At 66.2% G+C, this 17,828-nt stretch carries 17 protein-coding genes; 9 read left to right on the top strand and 8 right to left on the bottom strand.

Features of this window, described 5'->3' with window-relative positions:
• The first annotated feature begins 192 nt into the window (after positions 1–192).
• The 6 genes from ACWGPT_RS16235 (at position 193) to ACWGPT_RS16210 (ending at position 5,507) form a co-directional block, all read left to right on the top strand.
• Positions 193–780, top strand: coding sequence for an ATP-dependent Clp protease proteolytic subunit (locus tag ACWGPT_RS16235; RefSeq protein WP_452606665.1), 588 nt, complete (start codon positions 193–195; stop codon positions 778–780).
• A 206-nt stretch (positions 781–986) separates the two neighbouring features.
• Positions 987–2,180 (top strand): benzoate/H(+) symporter BenE family transporter, encoded by a 1,194-nt coding sequence (locus ACWGPT_RS16230; protein WP_452606664.1) that lies wholly within the window; start codon positions 987–989, stop codon positions 2,178–2,180.
• Positions 2,181–2,208: 28 nt separating this feature from the next.
• The gene (locus ACWGPT_RS16225) at positions 2,209–2,481 is read left to right on the top strand and encodes a BrnT family toxin (protein WP_452606663.1); all 273 of its coding nucleotides are present in this window, start codon (positions 2,209–2,211) and stop codon (positions 2,479–2,481) included.
• Entirely contained in the window at positions 2,459–2,698 is a 240-nt protein-coding gene (gene brnA / locus ACWGPT_RS16220; protein ID WP_452606662.1) for a type II toxin-antitoxin system BrnA family antitoxin, read from the top strand. Before ACWGPT_RS16225 ends, brnA begins: the two co-directional genes overlap by 23 nt.
• A gap of 311 nt (positions 2,699–3,009) precedes the next feature.
• Complete coding sequence (leuA, locus tag ACWGPT_RS16215) at positions 3,010–4,728, top strand: 2-isopropylmalate synthase (protein ID WP_452606661.1); 1,719 nt, start codon at positions 3,010–3,012, stop codon at positions 4,726–4,728.
• Positions 4,729–4,772: 44 nt separating this feature from the next.
• Complete coding sequence (locus ACWGPT_RS16210) at positions 4,773–5,507, top strand: alpha/beta fold hydrolase (RefSeq protein ID WP_452606660.1); 735 nt, start codon at positions 4,773–4,775, stop codon at positions 5,505–5,507.
• Between the two features lie 7 nt (positions 5,508–5,514).
• Here the strand turns inward: ACWGPT_RS16210 and ACWGPT_RS16205 are convergent, their stop codons facing one another.
• From ACWGPT_RS16205 to ACWGPT_RS16195, 3 genes are all read right to left on the bottom strand, one after another.
• The gene (locus tag ACWGPT_RS16205) at positions 5,515–6,324 is read right to left on the bottom strand and encodes an anti-sigma factor family protein (RefSeq protein WP_452606659.1); all 810 of its coding nucleotides are present in this window, start codon (positions 6,322–6,324) and stop codon (positions 5,515–5,517) included.
• Entirely contained in the window at positions 6,321–6,776 is a 456-nt protein-coding gene (locus ACWGPT_RS16200) for a sigma factor-like helix-turn-helix DNA-binding protein (RefSeq protein ID WP_452606658.1), read from the bottom strand. The genes ACWGPT_RS16205 and ACWGPT_RS16200 overlap by 4 nt, the downstream gene beginning before the upstream one ends.
• Positions 6,777–6,861: 85 nt before the next feature.
• Positions 6,862–7,815, bottom strand: a complete 954-nt coding sequence (locus ACWGPT_RS16195; protein WP_452606792.1) for a metallophosphoesterase family protein — start codon at positions 7,813–7,815, stop codon at positions 6,862–6,864.
• A 64-nt stretch (positions 7,816–7,879) separates the two neighbouring features.
• On the opposite strand from ACWGPT_RS16195, the gene ACWGPT_RS16190 reads away from it, so the two are divergent.
• Positions 7,880–8,368 carry an NUDIX domain-containing protein gene (locus ACWGPT_RS16190; protein ID WP_452606657.1) on the top strand — a complete coding sequence of 163 codons (489 nt, stop codon included), beginning with the start codon at positions 7,880–7,882 and terminating at the stop codon, positions 8,366–8,368.
• Position 8,369: 1 nt separating this feature from the next.
• On the opposite strand, the gene ACWGPT_RS16185 is transcribed toward ACWGPT_RS16190, so the two are convergent.
• The gene (locus ACWGPT_RS16185; RefSeq protein ID WP_452606656.1) at positions 8,370–9,362 is read right to left on the bottom strand and encodes a glutathione S-transferase family protein; all 993 of its coding nucleotides are present in this window, start codon (positions 9,360–9,362) and stop codon (positions 8,370–8,372) included.
• Between the two features lie 242 nt (positions 9,363–9,604).
• On the opposite strand from ACWGPT_RS16185, the gene ACWGPT_RS16180 reads away from it, so the two are divergent.
• Positions 9,605–10,144 carry a GNAT family N-acetyltransferase gene (locus tag ACWGPT_RS16180; protein WP_452606655.1) on the top strand — a complete coding sequence of 180 codons (540 nt, stop codon included), beginning with the start codon at positions 9,605–9,607 and terminating at the stop codon, positions 10,142–10,144.
• Positions 10,145–10,189: 45 nt separating this feature from the next.
• On the top strand, positions 10,190–11,503 hold the full coding sequence (locus ACWGPT_RS16175) for an MFS transporter (protein WP_452606654.1): 1,314 nt from the start codon (positions 10,190–10,192) through the stop codon (positions 11,501–11,503).
• Between the two features lie 6 nt (positions 11,504–11,509).
• Here ACWGPT_RS16175 and ACWGPT_RS16170 read toward each other — a convergent pair whose 3' ends face one another.
• From ACWGPT_RS16170 to ACWGPT_RS16155, 4 genes are all read right to left on the bottom strand, one after another.
• Positions 11,510–11,929: a GNAT family N-acetyltransferase gene (locus ACWGPT_RS16170; RefSeq protein WP_452606653.1), complete on the bottom strand. Its 420-nt coding sequence runs from the start codon at positions 11,927–11,929 to the stop codon at positions 11,510–11,512.
• Between the two features lie 77 nt (positions 11,930–12,006).
• Positions 12,007–14,073: a hypothetical protein gene (locus ACWGPT_RS16165; RefSeq protein WP_452606652.1), complete on the bottom strand. Its 2,067-nt coding sequence runs from the start codon at positions 14,071–14,073 to the stop codon at positions 12,007–12,009.
• 10 nt (positions 14,074–14,083) lie between these two features.
• Positions 14,084–16,894 (bottom strand): DUF4159 domain-containing protein, encoded by a 2,811-nt coding sequence (locus ACWGPT_RS16160; RefSeq protein ID WP_452606651.1) that lies wholly within the window; start codon positions 16,892–16,894, stop codon positions 14,084–14,086.
• Entirely contained in the window at positions 16,891–17,811 is a 921-nt protein-coding gene (locus tag ACWGPT_RS16155) for a DUF58 domain-containing protein (protein ID WP_452606650.1), read from the bottom strand. The genes ACWGPT_RS16160 and ACWGPT_RS16155 overlap by 4 nt, the downstream gene beginning before the upstream one ends.
• Positions 17,812–17,828: the final 17 nt, after the last annotated feature.

The raw sequence follows: 17,828 nt of genomic DNA, 5'->3' as shown, positions 1-17,828 counted from the left end.
CCACGCGCCCCGGCGGGCGCGAAGCAGCAATTTCGGCCGTCACGATAGGACAGGCCGAAGGGCGCTGTCCATCGTCGAACGGGGCCGGGCGCACGCTATACCTACGTCATTCACCTTAGTCGGTTTCGCGCATTGTTTTAGCGGCACGAACGCATTATGTCCGTGAAGACAAATCCCGTACTGGAGATGCTGATGAACGACGAAAACGACGACGACAAGGTCAAGGAATTGCCGCTCGGCAAGGAAACGGAAGCGAACCTCTTCAAGTCGCGTTCGATCTTCATCTACGGCCCGATCAACCAGGAACTGGCGCAGAAGGTGTGCACGCAGCTCGTGGCGCTCGCCGCCGCCAGCGACGAAGACATCCGCATCTACGTCAACTCGCCCGGCGGCCACGTGGAATCGGGTGATTCCATCCACGACATGATCAAGTTCATCAAGCCGAAGGTCTGGATGATCGGCACGGGCTGGGTCGCTTCCGCCGGCGCGCTGATCTATGTCGCGGCTCCGAAGGAACGGCGCATCTGCCTGCCGAACACCCGCTTCCTGCTCCATCAACCGTCGGGCGGCACGCGCGGCATGGCTTCCGACATCGAGATCCAGGCACGTGAAATCATCAAGATGAACGAGCGGCTGATCAAGATCTTCGCCAAGGCCACCGGCCAGAGCGAGGAGAAGATCGCCAAGGACATCGACCGCGACTACTGGCTGTCGGCCGAAGAGGGCGTGGCATACGGGCTCGCGTCCCGCGTCGTCGTGAACCAGTCCGAGATCGGCTGAACATTCCGCATTATCACGCAAAGCCCGCCGACGAATTCGGCGGGTTTTTTTGTCGCCGGGGCTGGTGATATCCCGCGAGCGAACGGCTGCCTCCCCGCGCCGGTATGGCGTCTTCCTTTTGGCCGTACCGTTTTTGGCATCGGTTGATCTTGCCATCTGGCGGTTCGCCATGTTCGATGGTGCCTCCCTTCGGCGAGTCCCGCACCATGCTCAAGGAATTTTCGATTCCGGCCCTGATGATGGGCCTGCTCACAGCCTTTGTCGGCTTCATCAGTTCATTTGCGGTCATCGTGCAGGGGCTCCAGGCCATGGCCGCGGACGCGCCGGAAGTGGCCTCGGCGCTGCTGGCGCTGTGCTTTGCGCAGGCGGTCCTTGCGATCTTCTTCTCGATCCGCCACCGGATGCCGATCATGATGGCGTGGTCGACGCCGGGCGGGGCGCTGCTGGCGACCACCGGCGCCATCGAGGGGGGCTTTCCTGCGGCAGTCGGGGCGTTCGTGATCTGCGGGGTGCTGATCACGCTGACGGGACTTCTGCGTCCGCTCGGGCGGGCGATCCGGGCGATTCCACCGGCCCTTGCGAATGCGATGCTGGCCGGCATCCTGCTCGGTCTCTGTCTTGCTCCCGTCAAGGCGATCGCGTTCGACGCGGCACTCGGCCTGCCGATCGTCCTCACATGGATCGTGGTCGTTTCCAGGTGGCGGCTCTGGGCGGTGCCGGCGGCGCTCGGCATGCTGGTCCTGGTCCTGATCGTCGGGGTCGACCTGCCGCCCGATGCCGTGGCGCAGATCGGCGGGGCGATCCGTCCCGACCTCACCTTCGTGGCACCGGTGTTTACCTGGCACGGCTTCGTTTCGGTGGCCGTGCCGCTGTTCATCGTGACCATGGCCTCCCAGAACATCCCCGGCATCGCGATCCTCAGGGCCCATGGTTATGAACCCCCGCCCGGACCGCTGTTTGCCGCAACGGGGATCTTTTCGGCGGTCTGCGCCTTCTTTGGCAGCCTGCCCGTCAACATGGCAGCGATCACCGCCGCGATGTGCGCCAGCGAGGATGCCCATCCGGATCCGGCTCGCCGCTACTGGGCGGCGGTCGTTGGCGGCGGGGCCTATATCGGCCTCGGCCTGATTGCCGGTGGAGTGATCGCCTTCGTCTCGCTCGCCCCGCCAATCCTCCTGCAGGCGGTTGCCGGCCTGGGGCTCATCAGCGCGTTCGCCAGTTCGGCCTTCGCCGCCTATCGGGACCCCGAAAGCCGGGAAGCCGCGGCCATCACCTTCCTGGTCACGTCCTCCGGCCTGTCATTCGGCGGCATATCAGGGGCCTTCTGGGGGCTCATCGCAGGCGGGCTGATGATGGGGCTGCAACAGATGGTGGCGCGCCGGGACGAGCCGGACTCGTAAAGCTGACCGCCGCGCGCTATCTTTGGGCATGGAGTTTGAGTTCGATCCTGAAAAAAGCGCCATCAACCAGGAAAAGCACGGGATTAATTTCGGCGAAGCCCAGGCTTTGTGGCTGGATCGGTTCTCGATTGCGTTGCCGGCACGGGACAAGGATGAACCACGGATGATGGTCATAGGCAGGATCGCGGACAAGCACTGGTCGGCGATCGTCGCTCGCCGAAACGGGCGCATCAGGATTATCTCGGTGCGCCGGTCCCGCAAGCAGGAGGTGGACCTCTATGAAAGCCAAAGATCTCGATGAACTCTTCGACAAGGGCGAAGAAGACGTGCTGCAGTATTTTGATGTGGCGCAGGTGCGCCGCGTCAACAGCGACCGCGAGCTGGTCGAACTGGATCTGACGGAAGAACGGCTTGCAGCTCTCGACGCCGAAGCCGCCCGATTGAAGATCAGCCGCGACCGGCTGATCTCCCAGTGGATACGCGAGAGGCTGGAGAAAGCGTCCACTGCCGCCGAATAACGGGCTTGCACCGGTTTCCGTCTACGGTTATCACTTCACCCATGACCATGACAGGCGCGATCATGTCCAGCCGTTTTGCCGCCCGCTGCACCGCAGCCGGGGCGACGGTTCTCGCGCCTCTCTCGCTTCTTAGCCTCGACCTTACGCGCGGTTGCCGGGTCCGTTGAGGAGCGCCCGGCGGCCGAAAAGCCATTGCCGGCGCAAGAGCTCCTCTCACACACCTCCAAGATGACACCAGGAAGACCCGAGAGGGTCCGCGCCTCCAGCGGCAGACGAGACCGCGGCGCGTGAAGCGAGAAGAGACGACGACCATGGATGCGAAGACCCCCATTTCACCCAAGGGCATGCCCGACGCGGCGATGAAGTACCGCCCGTACCCGCAGATCGACATGTCGGACCGCAGCTGGCCGGCAAAATCGATCACCAAGGCACCGATCTGGTGTTCCGTCGACCTTCGCGACGGCAACCAGTCGCTGGTCAACCCAATGGGCCATGACCGCAAGGCGCGCATGTTCAAGCTGCTGCTCGACATGGGCTTCAAGGAGATCGAGATCGGCTTTCCGTCCGCCTCGCAGACGGATTTCGACTTCGCCCGCTGGTGCGTCGAGGAAGGCAACGTGCCGGAGGACGTCTCCCTGCAGGTGCTGGTCCAGTGCCGGCCGGAGCTGATCACGCGGACGTTCGAGGCTCTCGAAGGCGCGCACCGGCCGATCATCCACTTCTACAATTCCACCTCCGAGCTGCAGCGTCGCGTCGTGTTCGGCAAGGACGTGGCGGGCATCCGCCAGATCGCCGTCGATGCGGCGAAGATGATCACCGACATGGCCGCCAAGGCCGGCGGCGGCTACCGGTTCGAGTATTCGCCCGAAAGCTTCACCGGCACCGAACTGGAGGTGGCGCTGGAGATCTGCAACGCCGTCATCGCCGAGATCAAGCCGACGGCCGAGAACAAGCTGATCCTCAACCTGCCGTCGACCGTCGAGATGTCGACGCCCAACATCTATGCCGACCAGATCGAATGGATGTGCCGCAATATCGACAACCGCGAGAACGTCATCGTGTCGCTGCATCCGCACAACGACCGCGGTACCGGCATCGCGGCGACGGAACTCGGCCTGATGGCGGGTGCCGACCGCGTCGAGGGGACGCTGTTCGGCAATGGCGAGCGCACCGGCAATGTCGACATCGTCACGCTGGCGCTCAACATGTACACGCAAGGCGTCGATCCGCAGCTGGACTGCACCGACATCGAGCGGATCAAGGCCGTCTACGAATACTCCAACGAGATGACCATTCCCGAGCGGCATCCCTATGTGGGCGAACTCGTCTATACGGCCTTCTCCGGCTCGCACCAGGACGCGATCAACAAGGGCATGAAGGCGATCCGCAAGGCCAATTCGCCGATCTGGGAAGTGCCCTACCTGCCGATCGACCCGCAGGATGTCGGCCGCTCCTACGAGGCGATCATCCGCATCAACTCGCAGTCCGGCAAGGGTGGCATCGCCTATATCCTGCAGGAGGACTACGGCCTGAACCTGCCGCGCAACCTGCAGGTGGAGTTCCGCGAGGACATCCAGCGCATCACCGACGAAGAGGGCGTGGAGCTTCCCTCCCGGCGCATCTACGACCGGTTCATCGAACGCTACGTGGAACAGCCCGACGCCCGGCTGAAATTCGTCGATCACCACACCTATCCGGCCGGCACCGACCACAGGGGCGTGCGGATCGTGGCGGCGGAGATCACCGACCGTGGCGAGACGAAGAGGATCGAAGGCACGGGAACGGGTCCGATCGACGGGTTCATCAACGCGCTCTCCACCTACCTGGGCATCGAGCTCACCGTGAACGACTATTCCGAGCACTCGCTGCAGCAGGGCTCGAACGCGTCGGCTATCGCCTATGTCGAGGTCCAGCATCCGGGCGGAAAGCTCTACGGCGCCGGCATCAACAAGAACATCGTCGCCGCTTCGCTCGAGGCGATCGTCTCGGCCGCCAACCGGGTGTTGGAAGAGCGGACGGCGAAGGGCTGACCGGCGTGCTTCACGGCGAAGTCCGGGGCGGGACGGCGGCGGGCATGCTTCCGCTGGTCCTGCTTCACGGCTTCGGCGGAAGTGCCGCGGCCTGGCGTCCGCTGGCTGCGGAGATGGCAGGGGAGAGGCGGGTTATCGCCCTCGACCTGCCCGGCCATGGCGGCTCGCTCGGGACGCGCGCCGGGGGCGCGGGCTCCATGGCGAAGGCCGTGGCATCCAGCCTCCAGGGGCAGGGGATCGACCGCTTCCACGTGGCGGGCCATTCCATGGGCGGCGCGGTGGCCGCACTCCTTGCCCTCAGGCAACCGGAGCGCGTTTCAAGCCTGACGCTTCTGGCGCCGGGCGGTTTCGGAACGGCGATCAACGGGCCCGCGCTGTATCGCTATGCGTCGGCGGATGACCGGGAAACCATGGCGGATGCGCTCCGGGCCATGTGCGGCCCAGGTCACGTGGTGAGCGAAGACGTCATTTCGGGCCTGCTGGAAGCCCGGGCACCTGCCGGGGCGGCCCAGGAGCTCCTCGCCATCCTCGACGTCATCCTGACCGATCCCGGCTCACGGGTGCAGGGTGTCCTGCCGGTCGAGGAATTGGGAGGGCTTCCCATGCCGGTTGCGGTCCTCTGGGGCGAGGCCGATCCCGTTTTGCCGGTCTCGCAGGCCGATGGCCTTCCGCCGAACGTCGAGGTGCGGCGATTGCAGGGGGCGGGGCATATGCTGATCGAGGAGCGGCCGCGGGAAGTGGCCGACGCCATTCTCGCCACGATGGCGCGGGCCAGTTGAACGGGCGTCAGATCAGGCCGGCTGCCTTGGCTGCGATTTCGTCGAGCGAGGCCGCGGAGGAGGGCCCGACCACGACATAGGTCGCCGTGGCGCTTTTCCACGATACCAGCGCGATATTGTCCCGGATCAGTTCGGAGAAGCCGTCCTCGTTGGGACGGTTCTTGCGGAAGAGGAGAGAGATCACCTCGCTGTCGGCGGACGTGTAGACCAGTTGCCCGACCGGCATTCCGCCGGCCACGAGCATGCGCGCGCCGATGAAGGTCAGGCCGTTTTCCGTGAGGTCGGGAATGCGGAAGTTCACGCCGGTATTGCCGAGCAGCCATTCGATGATGGCGGCGGGTTCTGACGCAGGCAGTTCGGCCAGCCGTCCCTCCATGCGCGAAAAGGTCCGGTAGTGGGCGACGACATCGTCCAGCCACGGATCGCCGGCATCGGCAATCAGCGGCGAAGGCGGTGCGGCGGGCTTGAGGGCGGCCATGTAGCCGAGCCCTCCGCCGATGACGAAGGTCAGGAGACAGGCCGCCGCGACGCGCGGGATGGTGAGCGCGACTTCCCAGCGCGGGGAGGGAATCCGGACCGCCTTGCGGGTCTGCGGTCCCGACCTGATGCGGCGAACGAGGTCGAGCGGTACCGGCTCCTTCAGGATGTCGTCAAAGATTTCGCGGCCGCGGAGATTTCCGAACGTCATCGTTTCGCGCGTCTCGTGCAGGTGGGCTTTCTTCAGTTCGACAATATCGTCGCCCGGATCGGCGATCTCGCCGTCGAGCTGGCGGCTGACGGCCAGGCGGAACGCACGGGTATCCCTCGACATCTTCACGCGCGACGCTCCTTCACGTCCGGGGCGAGGGTCGCAAAATAGAGGCGCGCCTCGCAGAGCCGCGACGCCACGTCCTCGACCGAGAGATCCAGGATGGAGGCTGCCTCGGCATATGACAGTCCTTCGACCTCGACGAGGAGGAAGCTTGCCGCAAGGCCCTCGGGGGCGCCCAGCACGAGCGACTGGCATGCCGATGGCTCGGAGGGCCGGCGTTCGGCCGGACCGCCGGCAGCATGTGCTGCGGCCAGCATGCGCATGGAGGCAAACAGATGGAGATCGAGCCGCTGCGCGCCGTCCGGCAGTTCCCCCGTCCGCAGCTTCGAGCAGGCGCCCAGCACCAGATCGTCGGCGCCGGCAAGGTCGGAGGCCAATGTCAGTGCGAAGCGCCGGAGGCGCGGGAGAAGGGAGACGAGTTCTCGTCTCGGATCAGCGTATGCGGATGGTTGCGCCATGCGACAGGGACAGCCTTGGGTTAGGTATGCGACGCGGTTAGGGGGAATTTATGAATCGAATGTGGCGATTCGACAACTTTCGCGCCTAAATCATCCGGGCGACCTGCGCCACCGCCAGGGGGCGGACGGATTCGCCGTAGAAGCGGTGGCTCTGGTCGAGCGCGATGGCGTCGCCGGTCTCGTTCAGCCCGTAGCGGTCGCAGACGAGGTTCCAGGCTCCCGGTTCGCCCGAAAGCGTGAAGAGATTGTAGGCCGCCGGGGGCTTGTGGCCGCCGGGCCCCTGCGAGGCGGAGGCGATGCCGACGACCGGCACCTGGCCTTTCGGGGTCCTCAGCCAGTAGACGGTGTTGAGGTGGGTATGGCCATGCAGCACGAGTTCGGCTCCGCCGGTCGAGATTGCGGCGGCAAAACGGCGGATGCCGATCATCCGCTTGTGGGAGGGGGCAGCCCCCCGGATCGGCGGATGGTGGATGAGGACGACCCGGAAGAGACCCTCGTCGCCGGCCTTCTTCAGGAGGTTCACGGTCTCGCGGGCCTGGCGGGGGCTGAAATAGCCCGATGCCGAGAAGGGCGGGGTTGCGACGGATGTCGAGCAGCCGATGATGGCGACCGGGCCGCGGCGGCGGATGGTCGGGAAGACCTTGGTCTCATCGTCCCAGCTGCGCGTCCCCTCGTCGCCGATGATATAGGGGTACCAGGCCTTGACGGCGCGATCGTGCGCGCCGCGCACATAGGCGTCGTGGTTTCCCGGCACCACCGTCGTATCGGCAGGATCGCCGATCATCTCGAGCCATTCGGCGGCCAGCCGGATTTCGATGCCGGTCGCGAGGTTGACGAGGTCGCCGGTGATCGCGAGATGGTCCGGTTCGCGGGTGCGCAGGTCGCTCAGCAGCAGATCGAGCGTATTGACGAAAAGGTGCTTGCGCCGGTTCCGGTGCCAGTTCACAAAACCGGTTATGCGTTTCGAGAACAGCTCACGCAGCGTGAGTTGCGGAAGCGGACCGAGATGGATGTCGGAGATATGGGCAAACTTGAACATGTCGCAGACATAACGCATGAGCGGCCAATTCGTTATCCCTTTTCTCCATACACGAGGGCGTGAGATGTCAGGGCAGGGGATCCCGGAACTGAGCGGCCTGAAGAGCCGTGTGGTTGTCTGGCTTTTCCACAACGTCTTCTTCCTCAGGAGGGGCATGACGCTCGGCGTGCGCGCCGCCTGCTTCGACCGGGACGGACGCATCTTCCTCGTGCGCCATACCTATGTTCCGGGATGGTACCTGCCGGGCGGCGGGGTCGAGCGGCACGAGACGGCGATGCAGGCCCTGGAAAAGGAACTCCGCGAGGAGGGAAACCTGATGATGACGGCGCCGCCGGTGCTCTTCCACGTCTACTATAACCGGGGGGTCAGCAAGCGCGACCATGTCCTGTTCTACCGGGTGGAGGTCGAGCAGACGGCGCCCAGGAAGCCGGACCGCGAGATCGCCGAAAGCGGCTTCTTTGCCCTCGACAACCTGCCGGAGAACGTCACGTCCGCCACCCTTCGGCGCGTCCGGGAAGTGGCGGGGCAGGAGCCGCCATCCGACATCTGGTAGATCAGGCGGCCGAAGCCCCGAGGCCAGCCCGCCCGTGGGGAGCATCGAGGTCGAGGACCGGACCGAGCGGCACGATGCCAGTCGGATTGATCGTCTTGTGGCTGCGGTAGTAGTGGCCCTTGATATGATCGAAGTGCACCGTCTCGGCGACGCCCGGCACCTGGTAGAGATCGCGAAGATAGCCGTCGAGATTGGGGTAGTCGGCGATGCGGCGGATATTGCACTTGAAGTGCCCGACATAGACGGCGTCGAAGCGGACGAGCGTCGTGAAGAGCCGCCAGTCCGCCTCGGTGATCCTGTCGCCGAGGAGGTAGCGGCTGGTCGCGAGGCGCCTGTCCAGCATGTCGAGCGTCTCGAACAGGCGGACGACGCTTTCCTCATAGGCGTCCTGAGTGGTCGCAAAGCCCGCCTTGTAGACGCCGTTGTTTACGGTGTCGTAGACGATGGCATTAAGGTCATCGATCTCCCGGCGCAGGTGCTCCGGGTAGAAATCGTCGGTCGAGCCGGTCAGGTCGTCGAAGGCGCTGTTGAACATGCGGATGATCTCGGCGCTCTCGTTGGAGACGATCGTTTCCCGCTCCCTGTCCCAAAGCACCGGAACGGTGACCCGGCCCGAGTAGTGCGGATCGGCCCTGAGATAGACCTGATAGAGGAAATCCGAATCGAACAGGGCGTCGCCGGTCGAGCCGCTGCCGCGCTTGAACTCCCAGCCGTTCTCCAGCATCACATAGTCGACGACGGAGACCGAGATGAGGTCCTCGAGCCGCTTCAACTTGCGGAAGATCAGCGTGCGGTGGGCCCAGGGACAGGCGTAGGAAACGTAGAGGTGGTAGCGCCCGGGCTCTGCCTTGAAGCCTCCGTCGCCGCTCGGGCCGGGCGCGCCGTCCCGGGTGATCCAGTTGCGGAACCGGGAGCGCGAGCGCTTGAAACGTCCCTTCGTGGATTTCGTGTCGTACCAGACGTCCTGCCATTCACCGTCGACCAGCCTGCCCATGGAATTCTCCTCTTACCCAGGACATAATTGCGCCAGCCGGCACGAATTGCGAGAGCCGGACGATGAACAGTGCGTTTTTGCCTTGGCGGGGAAATTATTTGCTGCTATTGCGCTTGCCACAATTCAGGGACCCTCCATGACCGAAGCACGGGCACTGCGACGACGCTGATCCTCCGACGTGACGCTCCACGAGCGCCGCCGCCGATCACTCGTTTCCTGCATCCCAAGGCTTCCGGTTCACCATGGCTCCGCAACTCTCGCCCAAGCACGATCTTGTCTACCTCACCGAGGACGCTTCGCATGACGACGTCATCGAGCTGATCAACGCCGAGGCGTTCGGGCCCGGGCGCCATGCGCGTGCGGCAGCCCGAATCCGCGAGCAGGGCCCCCATGACAGGTCGCTCTCCTTTGTCTGCGCCGACGACGGGGAGACGATCGCATCGGTGCGGATGACGCCCGTGACCGCGGGCTCGGTGAAGGGCCATCTTCTCGGGCCGCTTGCCGTGCGCCCCTCCCACAAGAACAGGGGGATCGGCCGCGAACTGGTGCGGATCGCCATCGAGGCTGCGCGCCGCGCCGGCTCCGAAGGCGTGATCCTGGTGGGCGATCCTCCCTATTACATGCCGCTCGGTTTCGAGAAGGTCGCCTATGGCGCGCTCGCCTTTCCGGGCCCGGTCGATCCGGCACGGGTGCTCATCGTGCCGATGGGTCCCGATGCCCATGAGCGCCTCAAGGGAACAATTTGCTGGCGGGACCAGACCACATCCTCTATGGGGGCTTGAGACCGCGGGATATCCGGCGCGTTCGTCGACACAGGGGATGGTGGCATGACGACAGTGACCATAGACGAGGCGCTCGACCGCGCCGGTGCAGGGACCTACCAGAAGCGACTGATCGGAATATTCGGCCTGGTCTGGACAGCCGACGCCATGCAGGTGCTGGCGGTCGGCTTCACGGCGGCCTCGATCGCCGCGACCTTCGGGCTCACGGTTCCCCAGGCGCTCCAGACCGGAACGCTGTTCTTTCTCGGCATGCTGGTCGGAGCGATCGGGTTCGGCAGGCTTGCCGACCGGATCGGCCGGCGGAACGTGCTGATCATCACCGTTCTCGCCGATGCCGTCTTCGGCACGCTCTCCATCTTCGCGCCGGACTTCACCATCCTGCTTCTCCTTCGCTTCCTGACGGGGGTGGCCGTCGGCGGCACGCTGCCCGTCGACTACGCGATGATGGCGGAGTTCCTGCCGGCGCGAAACCGCGGGAGGTGGCTCGTGCTGCTGGAGGGCTTCTGGGCGCTCGGCACCCTGATCGTCGCGCTCGCGGCCTGGGTGACGAGCCTTATCGGCGTCGAGGATGCCTGGCGCTACATCTTCGCGGTGACGGCGCTTCCGGCGCTGATCGGCTTCGGCCTGCGCTTCCTGGTGCCCGAATCGCCGCTCTACCTGATGCGGACAGGACGAGCCGACGAGGCGAAGTCGATCATCGACCAGATCCTGGTGACGAACGGCAAGCAGACGCTGCCGGCGAGCCAGCAGCTCGCCCAGCCGGCGCCGGTGCGTGAGGTGAAGATCTTTTCCGGCGAACTTCGCCGGCGCAGCATCCTGATCCTCGCCGTGTGGTTCCTGGTGTCGATTTCCTATTACGGGGTCTTCGTGTGGATGCCCCCGAAACTGGCGGGGGAGGGCTTCGGATTTGTCCGCGGCTACGGCTTCCTCGTGCTGATCGCGCTCGCCCAGCTTCCCGGCTATGCGCTGGCGGCCTACGGGGTCGAGAAGTGGGGACGGCGGCCGACGCTCGTCGGCTTCTGCCTGCTCTCGGCGGCGGGATGCTTCCTCTTCGTCGTGGCGAGCGGCAGCATCGTGGTCGGGGCGTCGCTGCTGATCATGAGCTTCGCGCTGCTCGGCACATGGGGCGCCCTCTACGCGTTCACGCCGGAACTCTTTCCGACGGCGTCGCGGGCGACGGGCATGGGAGCGGCCGGCGCGATGGCCCGTTTCGGCGGACTGATCGCGCCCTCGGCGATGGCCTTCGTGGTGGCGCAGAGCTTCGGGCTGGCAATCGCCGTCTTCGCGGGCCTGCTGGTGATCGCGGCTGTCGCGGCCTACATGATCGATGCGGAAACCCGCGAGCTTTCGCTCGCCTGACGCCGTTCAGAGACGCTTCTTGAGCCAGGTGACGGAATGGCCTCCGCCGAGGCCGTCCAGCCGGCCGATCGGCTCGTAGCCCTGCTTCAGGTAGAAGGACAGGGCCGAAGGGTTCATGGTGTCGAGATAGGCGCCGACGCAGCTGCGGTCGCGGGCCTCGTCCTCTGCCATCGCAAGCAGTCTCTTCGCCACTCCCCGGCCGCGAAGGTATTCGGGAATGAACAGCAGCTGCACATAGAGCCAGCCACGCCCGGTTCTGCCGAGAAGCCCGCCTTCCGGCTCGCCCGCCTCGTCGCGCAGGATGATGGCGAGATCCCTGCGGTCCATCGGCCCGAAATTCTCGATATTGTAGGCCTGCAGGCGGTCGAGGATCGCCTGTTCCTCCTCGGGCGTGAAGTGGTCGGTAATCGTCAGTTCGGGCAACATGGGACAGCCGATCGGTTCGGGAGGCGTGCGCAATAGCAGCCGCGACCGCGTGGCGGAAGCCCGAAAGGGCGATATCGCTAGCGGCCTTCGCGCCACCACATGGCGGCGATGGCGAAGAGCAGGATCGACAGTCCGCCGAAGCCTGCAAACAGCGGGATCGTGTTGATGCCGCGCAGCACCGTCTCGTCGGTGAGGCGGATGACCATGCGGTTGCGATCCTGCACGCGAACCGCGCCGCGCACCGGAAGGATGTCCGGCACGGACAGGCTTTCTCCATCGGAGACGCGCGTCACGAGGCCCCTGGTCTTCTCGGCATAGGGGGCAAGGGTCTCCTCCGTCGAGATCATCGCCTTGAACTCGGGCGCATCGACGGTGCCGACGTGGACGAGGGCGGAGATGTCGCCGTTCCTCACCTCGAACAGGCCCGTTTCCTCCATCCGTCGTTCGAACCGGTAGAGACCGGGGCCGGTCTCGGTGAGGGGGACGGTTTCGCTGCGGCCGGAGGGGTAGGTGATCGTCGCGGGACCCGGGTCGTCGCCGATCGTCTGCCGGGTCACTTCCAGGCTGCGTCCGATCGCGCGCGCGGTAAGCGCCTCCTCCTCGAGGTCCGGTTCCTTCATCAGCCAGTGGGCGATGCGGCGATAGAGCGAGGCGTGCGGGCCGCCGCCTTCGAAGCCGCGGGCCCAGAGCCAGCCGTGGTCGGAGAGGAGCATGGCCACGCGGCCCTCCGCCTCGCGGTTGAGGACGAGAAGCGGCCGGCCCTGGTCGGCGAGCATGACCGTTTCTCCCTGGGGCGCAGCCACATCGATCGACCGGAACCAGCGGCCCCACGCGGGCGGCTCGTCGCCGGAGCCGTCGAGGCCGCGGGTCACCGGGTGCTTCTGGCCCTCTTCGGACAGGCGAGGATAGAAGCCGGCATTGTGGATGTTTCCGGTCGGTTCGGCCGGGAGGACCTGTGAGAGCGGGGTGGCCGCGATGGAACTCTCGCCGGCATGCTCGGGGCCGGCGGCGATCAGGAGCGCGCCGCCGTTCTGCACATATTGGGCGATGTAGTCGTAGTAGAGGATCGGCAGCACATTGCGGTGCGTGTAGCGGTCGAAGATGATGAGGTCGAAGTCCTCGATCTTCTCGACGAAGAGTTCACGCGTGGGGAAAGCAATCAGCGACAACTCGTTGATCGGTGTGCCATCCTGCTTTTCCGGCGGCCGCAGGATGGTGAAGTGAACGAGATCGACGGCGGTGTCGGATTTCAGGAGGTTCCGCCAGGCGCGCTCGCCCGCATGCGGCTCTCCGGAGACCAGGAGCACGCGCAGGTTCTGGCGAATGCCGTCGATCAGATGGACGGCCCGGTTGTTGACCGCTGTCACTTCGCCGGGGACTTCGGCGACCGAGAATTCCATGACATTGGTGCCGCCGCGCGGGACGGTGAAGGATAACGGAATGTCGGCGCCCGGTGCTCCCTGGAGCGTGGCGATCTCCTCGCCGTTCATCCGCACCGTGACATCGGCCGGAGCGCCGGTGCCGCGGCCATCGTCGAAGACCCGGAGGGTCATTTCCTGCTCTTCGCCGACAATGCCGAAACGGGGCGCGCGCGTCACGGCCACCCGACGGTCGAATTCGTCGGGGTGACCGGTGATCAGCCCGTGCAGCGGCGCATCCATTCCCAGTTGCTGGTCGCCCTCGGGGAGGTCGTGGATCTGTCCATCGGTGAGGAATACGGCGCCGCCGAGACGGGCGGGGGGAACGTCGGACGTCGCCGATGCGAGGGCGGAGAAGAGGCGCGTCGACGGCGTCTCGGTGTCCGGGTCGTCGGAGACGTCGACGATCCGCGTCTCGATGCGCGGAAAGCGGGCGAAGCGTTCCTGCAGGACGGCGAGCGCCGCATCGGTCTGATCGTGCCGGGCGGGCATGGCCTGGCTCTGCGACCGGTCGACGACGATCGGGACGACGGTCGAAAGCTGTTCGCGGTCTTCCTGCATCAAGATGGGATTGGCCAGCGCCATGAGCAGTGCCGCAAGCGCCACGGCGCGCAGGCTTGCGCCGCGAATGCCGCGCCACAGGCTGAGCACCGACAGGAGGACGGCGACGACGGCGAGTGCCGCGAGGACCGGCCAGGGGAAGAATGGTGCAAATCCGATGTTCACGATGCCACTCCTACTGGCCCAGCCGTTCCAGGAGGTCCGGGACGTGGACCTGGTCGGACTTGTAGTTGCCGGTCAGCATGTACATCATGATGTTGACGCCTGCCCGGTAGGCATATTCGCGCTGCATGCCGTCCGCAGGGACGGTCGGGAGCACGGAATTGCCCTGCATGTCGACCGCCCAGGCGCCGGCGAAATCGTTGGCGGTGATCAGCAGCGGCGTCACGCCGTCGCCCGTGGACGACAGTTCGCTGTTGGTCTGGGCCGCCTCCTGGCGTGCCTCCACCCAGAGCGGGCTGCCGGAATAGCGGCCGGGAAAGTCGTTCAGCAGGTAGAAGGCGCGGGCCAGCACATGGTCTTCGGGCGTCGGCTCCAGCGGCGGGATGTCGATATTGGCGAGGATCGCCTGTAGGCGCTCGCCGTTCGGCGTGGTCGCGCCGTAGCTGTCGAGGCCGGAGAACTGGTCGCGCGTATCGAAGAGGACCGTTCCGCCGTTGCGCATATAGGCATCGATCCGCGATATGGCGGCCGGGGAGGGCATGGGCGCATTGGCGGAAACCGGCCAGTAGATGATCGGGTAGAAGGAGAGTTCGTCGGTGGCGATGTCGAGACCCACCGGCTCCCCAGGTTCCAGGGTGGTGCGATAGGTGAGGAACTGGGTAAGCCCTTCCAGTCCCTGTTCCGACAGGCGGTCCACCTCTGCTTCGCCGGTCACGACATAGGCGAGATGCGTCGTGTCGAGGCGTTGCATCACGAGGTCATCGCCGGGCCTTGCATCCTGCGCGTGTCCGGCCTCGGGCGCGGAGAGGAGCCAGAGTGCTGCCAGAGCCGCAACGGCGGGAGCAGCCCGGCGCGAGAAGCGCGGCAGGCGGGAAAACGCGCCGTTGATGAAGAGGACCGCGAGGCTGTCCAGAAGGATCAGGGCAAAGGCGATGGCGAAGAGGAGCGGCCGCAGCGAGGTCGCTTCCTCGCCGATCAGCGTTTCCCGGACCACCGGTCGGCCCGAGAGCACGGGATCGAACGGGGAAAGCTCGGTGCCGGCGGCCAGCAGGTTGACGGCGGTGAACCCGTCCTCGCTGCCGTAGAGACCCGGCGGATGGTCGAAGCTCGCGACCGGGACCTCGCCCGTCGCGACGGAGATCGGCTTGGCGGTGCCCGTCTCGCTCGACAGGATGCCGTCGGCGCCGAGGAGCCGGTAGGGGGGAAGGCTGACCCCGGCTTCGGTTCCGCCGGTCGTCGTCGCGCCGCCGGCCCGCGCCATCTGCACGAGGCGGCGCAGCATTTCCACGAAGTTTCCGGAGAGCGGCAGGTTCGACCACGTGGCCTCGGCGCTCGTGTGGAAGAGGACGATGCGGCCTGCCTCCTGGTCCCGGGTGGTCACCAGCGGCGTCCCGTCGGCGAGGCTCGCCCAGGTGCGCTCGGCGAGGTCAGGCGAGGGTTCGGCCAGCACCTGTCGGCTGATCGTGATGTCGGAGGCGCGGGGCATTCCGGCGAAGGGGCCGAAGTCGGGGAAGTCGGCGAGCGGCTGGGGTTCCGACCAGGACAGGGCGCCGCCGAGCGTGCGTTCGCCCTGGCGCAGCATGACGGGCACCAGCGGATCGTCGGCGGGGGCGGCGGCCAGGCGGGGGCCGGCGAAACGGATCAGCGTCCCGCCGCGCGAGATCCACTCCATGATCGGGTCGTAGGTACCAGCCGGAAGGCGTCCGATATCGGCCATGATGATTGCCGAGGGATTGAGCGCGAGGACCTGCGGAATGGAGGTCGAAAGGTCGGCCGTGGCCGGCTCGATCAGGTCCGCATAGGGCTCCAGCGCCCGGCTAATATAATAGAGCGGCTGAAGCAGCGGCTGGAAATCGTCGCCGACCTCGCCCGACAGCAACGCGACCCGGCGGCGCTTGAAGCCGTCGTCGAGGAGATGGGCGGCACCCGCTGTGGCGATGCCGTCGATCCCGAGACGGGCAAAATCGTTGCGCAATTCGAACGGCGCCTCGATCTCGGCCGTGGCCGTCGCCGCACCCGATGCGAACCGCAGCGTTCCGGAGGCGAGCGGCCGGCCCTTGATGTCCAGGGCATTGATCGTAACGTCGCGGGGAGCGGGCACCGGCAGTCGCGTCGCGTTCACGGTCATGGCCGTGGCGCTGTTGATGGCCGAGGTCAGGGCGACGGCGCTTTCGCCCTCGCCCTCGATCAGCCGCAGTTCCGCGGGGGAAAGCGCGCCGAGCGCAGTGAGCGCAGCCTCGTCGACTTCGGTCGCGATCCCGTCGGAGATGAAGGCGAGCGTTCCGGGCGTCGTGCCGTTCAGCGCCTCGCCGATCGCGGCGGCCGCTCTCTCCCGGTCCGGGACGAGTGGTTTGGGTCGTGCGGCGGCAAGCTTCTCGCGCGCCGTCAGCGCAGTGCCGGGAACCGCATCATGGGTGGCATCGGCGGTGAAGGAGATCGAAACCGGGATGTCCTCGCGTTCGGCATCCTCGATCAGTCCCTCGGCCGTCTCGACGCGCCGTTCCCAGTCGGTCGAGGTGGACCAGCCATTGTCCATGACGAGGACAAGCGGGCCGTCGCCGCTCAGTGATCCGGTGCGGGGGTTGAGGACCGGATTGGCGATCGCCAGGATGAGGGCGGCAGCCAGCATCATGCGCAATAGCGTCAGCCACCACGGGCTCTTGGAGGGCGTTTCCTCCCGCTTGAGGACCCCGGCGAGGATGCGCAGCGGCGGGAAGACTTCCGCCTTCGGACGCGGCGGCGTCAGCCTGAGCAGCCACCAGATGAGCGGCAGCGCCAGGAGGCCGAGCAGGATCGCGGGACTGGCGAAGGCGAAGGCGCTCATGGGCGACCTCCGACCATGCCGCCCGCCGGCATGCCGGAGAGATGGCCGTGCACCGCCACCAGCGCCTCGGAGGCGAGATGGTCGGTGCGGTGGAAGGCGAAGCTCCAGCCCAGCCGCCGCAGGGCCTCGCCCATCAGTTCCCGGCGCAGGAGATAGGCCTGGCGGTAGTCGTCGCGGATCGTCTCGGCGCGGCCGGCCACGAGCTTTTCGCCCGTTTCGGGATCCCGGAATTCGGTGCGGCCCGCATAGGGGAAACTCTCCTCGGCGGGATCGGCGATCTCGACGACATGGCCGCGCAGGCCGCGCCGGGCAAGCGGCGAGAGCCGGGCCATGATCAGGTCCGGGTCATCGAGAAAGTCGCCGATCAGCACGAGGTCGCTGTGTCCGCGGACCATTGCCGTATCCGGCAGGCCGCTGGTCGGCGGCGCGTGCATGATGGCGGTGGCGAGCCGTTCGGCGGCGTTGCGGGCGGAGACGGGCTCCATGACGCCGGGGCAGCCGATCCGCTCGCCAGAGCGAGCGAGGATTTCCGCAAGCGCCAGCATGAGGACCAGGGCCCGGCTTTCCTTGGAGACCGTCCCGAAGGTCGACTTGTACATCATCGACGGGGAGAGGTCGCACCAGAGCCAGACCGTATGGGCGGCCTCCCACTCGCGGTCGCGGACATAGGTATGGTCGTCGCGGGCGGAGCGGCGCCAGTCGATGCGCGACAGGCTTTCGCCTTCCGAATAGGGCCGGAACTGCCAGAAATTCTCGCCGATCCCGCGCTTGCGGCGCCCGTGCCAGCCGGCGATGACCGTGTTGGCGATGCGTTTGGCCTCGACCATGCAGTCCGGCACGAGGGCCGCGCGCGCCCGGGCGCGCGACAGGACCTGGCTGCCGGAAGTCTGCTGGACGATCTCGCCGATGGGTGCCACGCGCGATCCCTTCTATG

Source organism: Pseudorhizobium sp. NPDC055634 (assembly GCF_053618655.1).
Note: the sequence above shows the minus strand (reverse complement) of the source record. Positions and strands in the feature narration are given on the sequence as shown.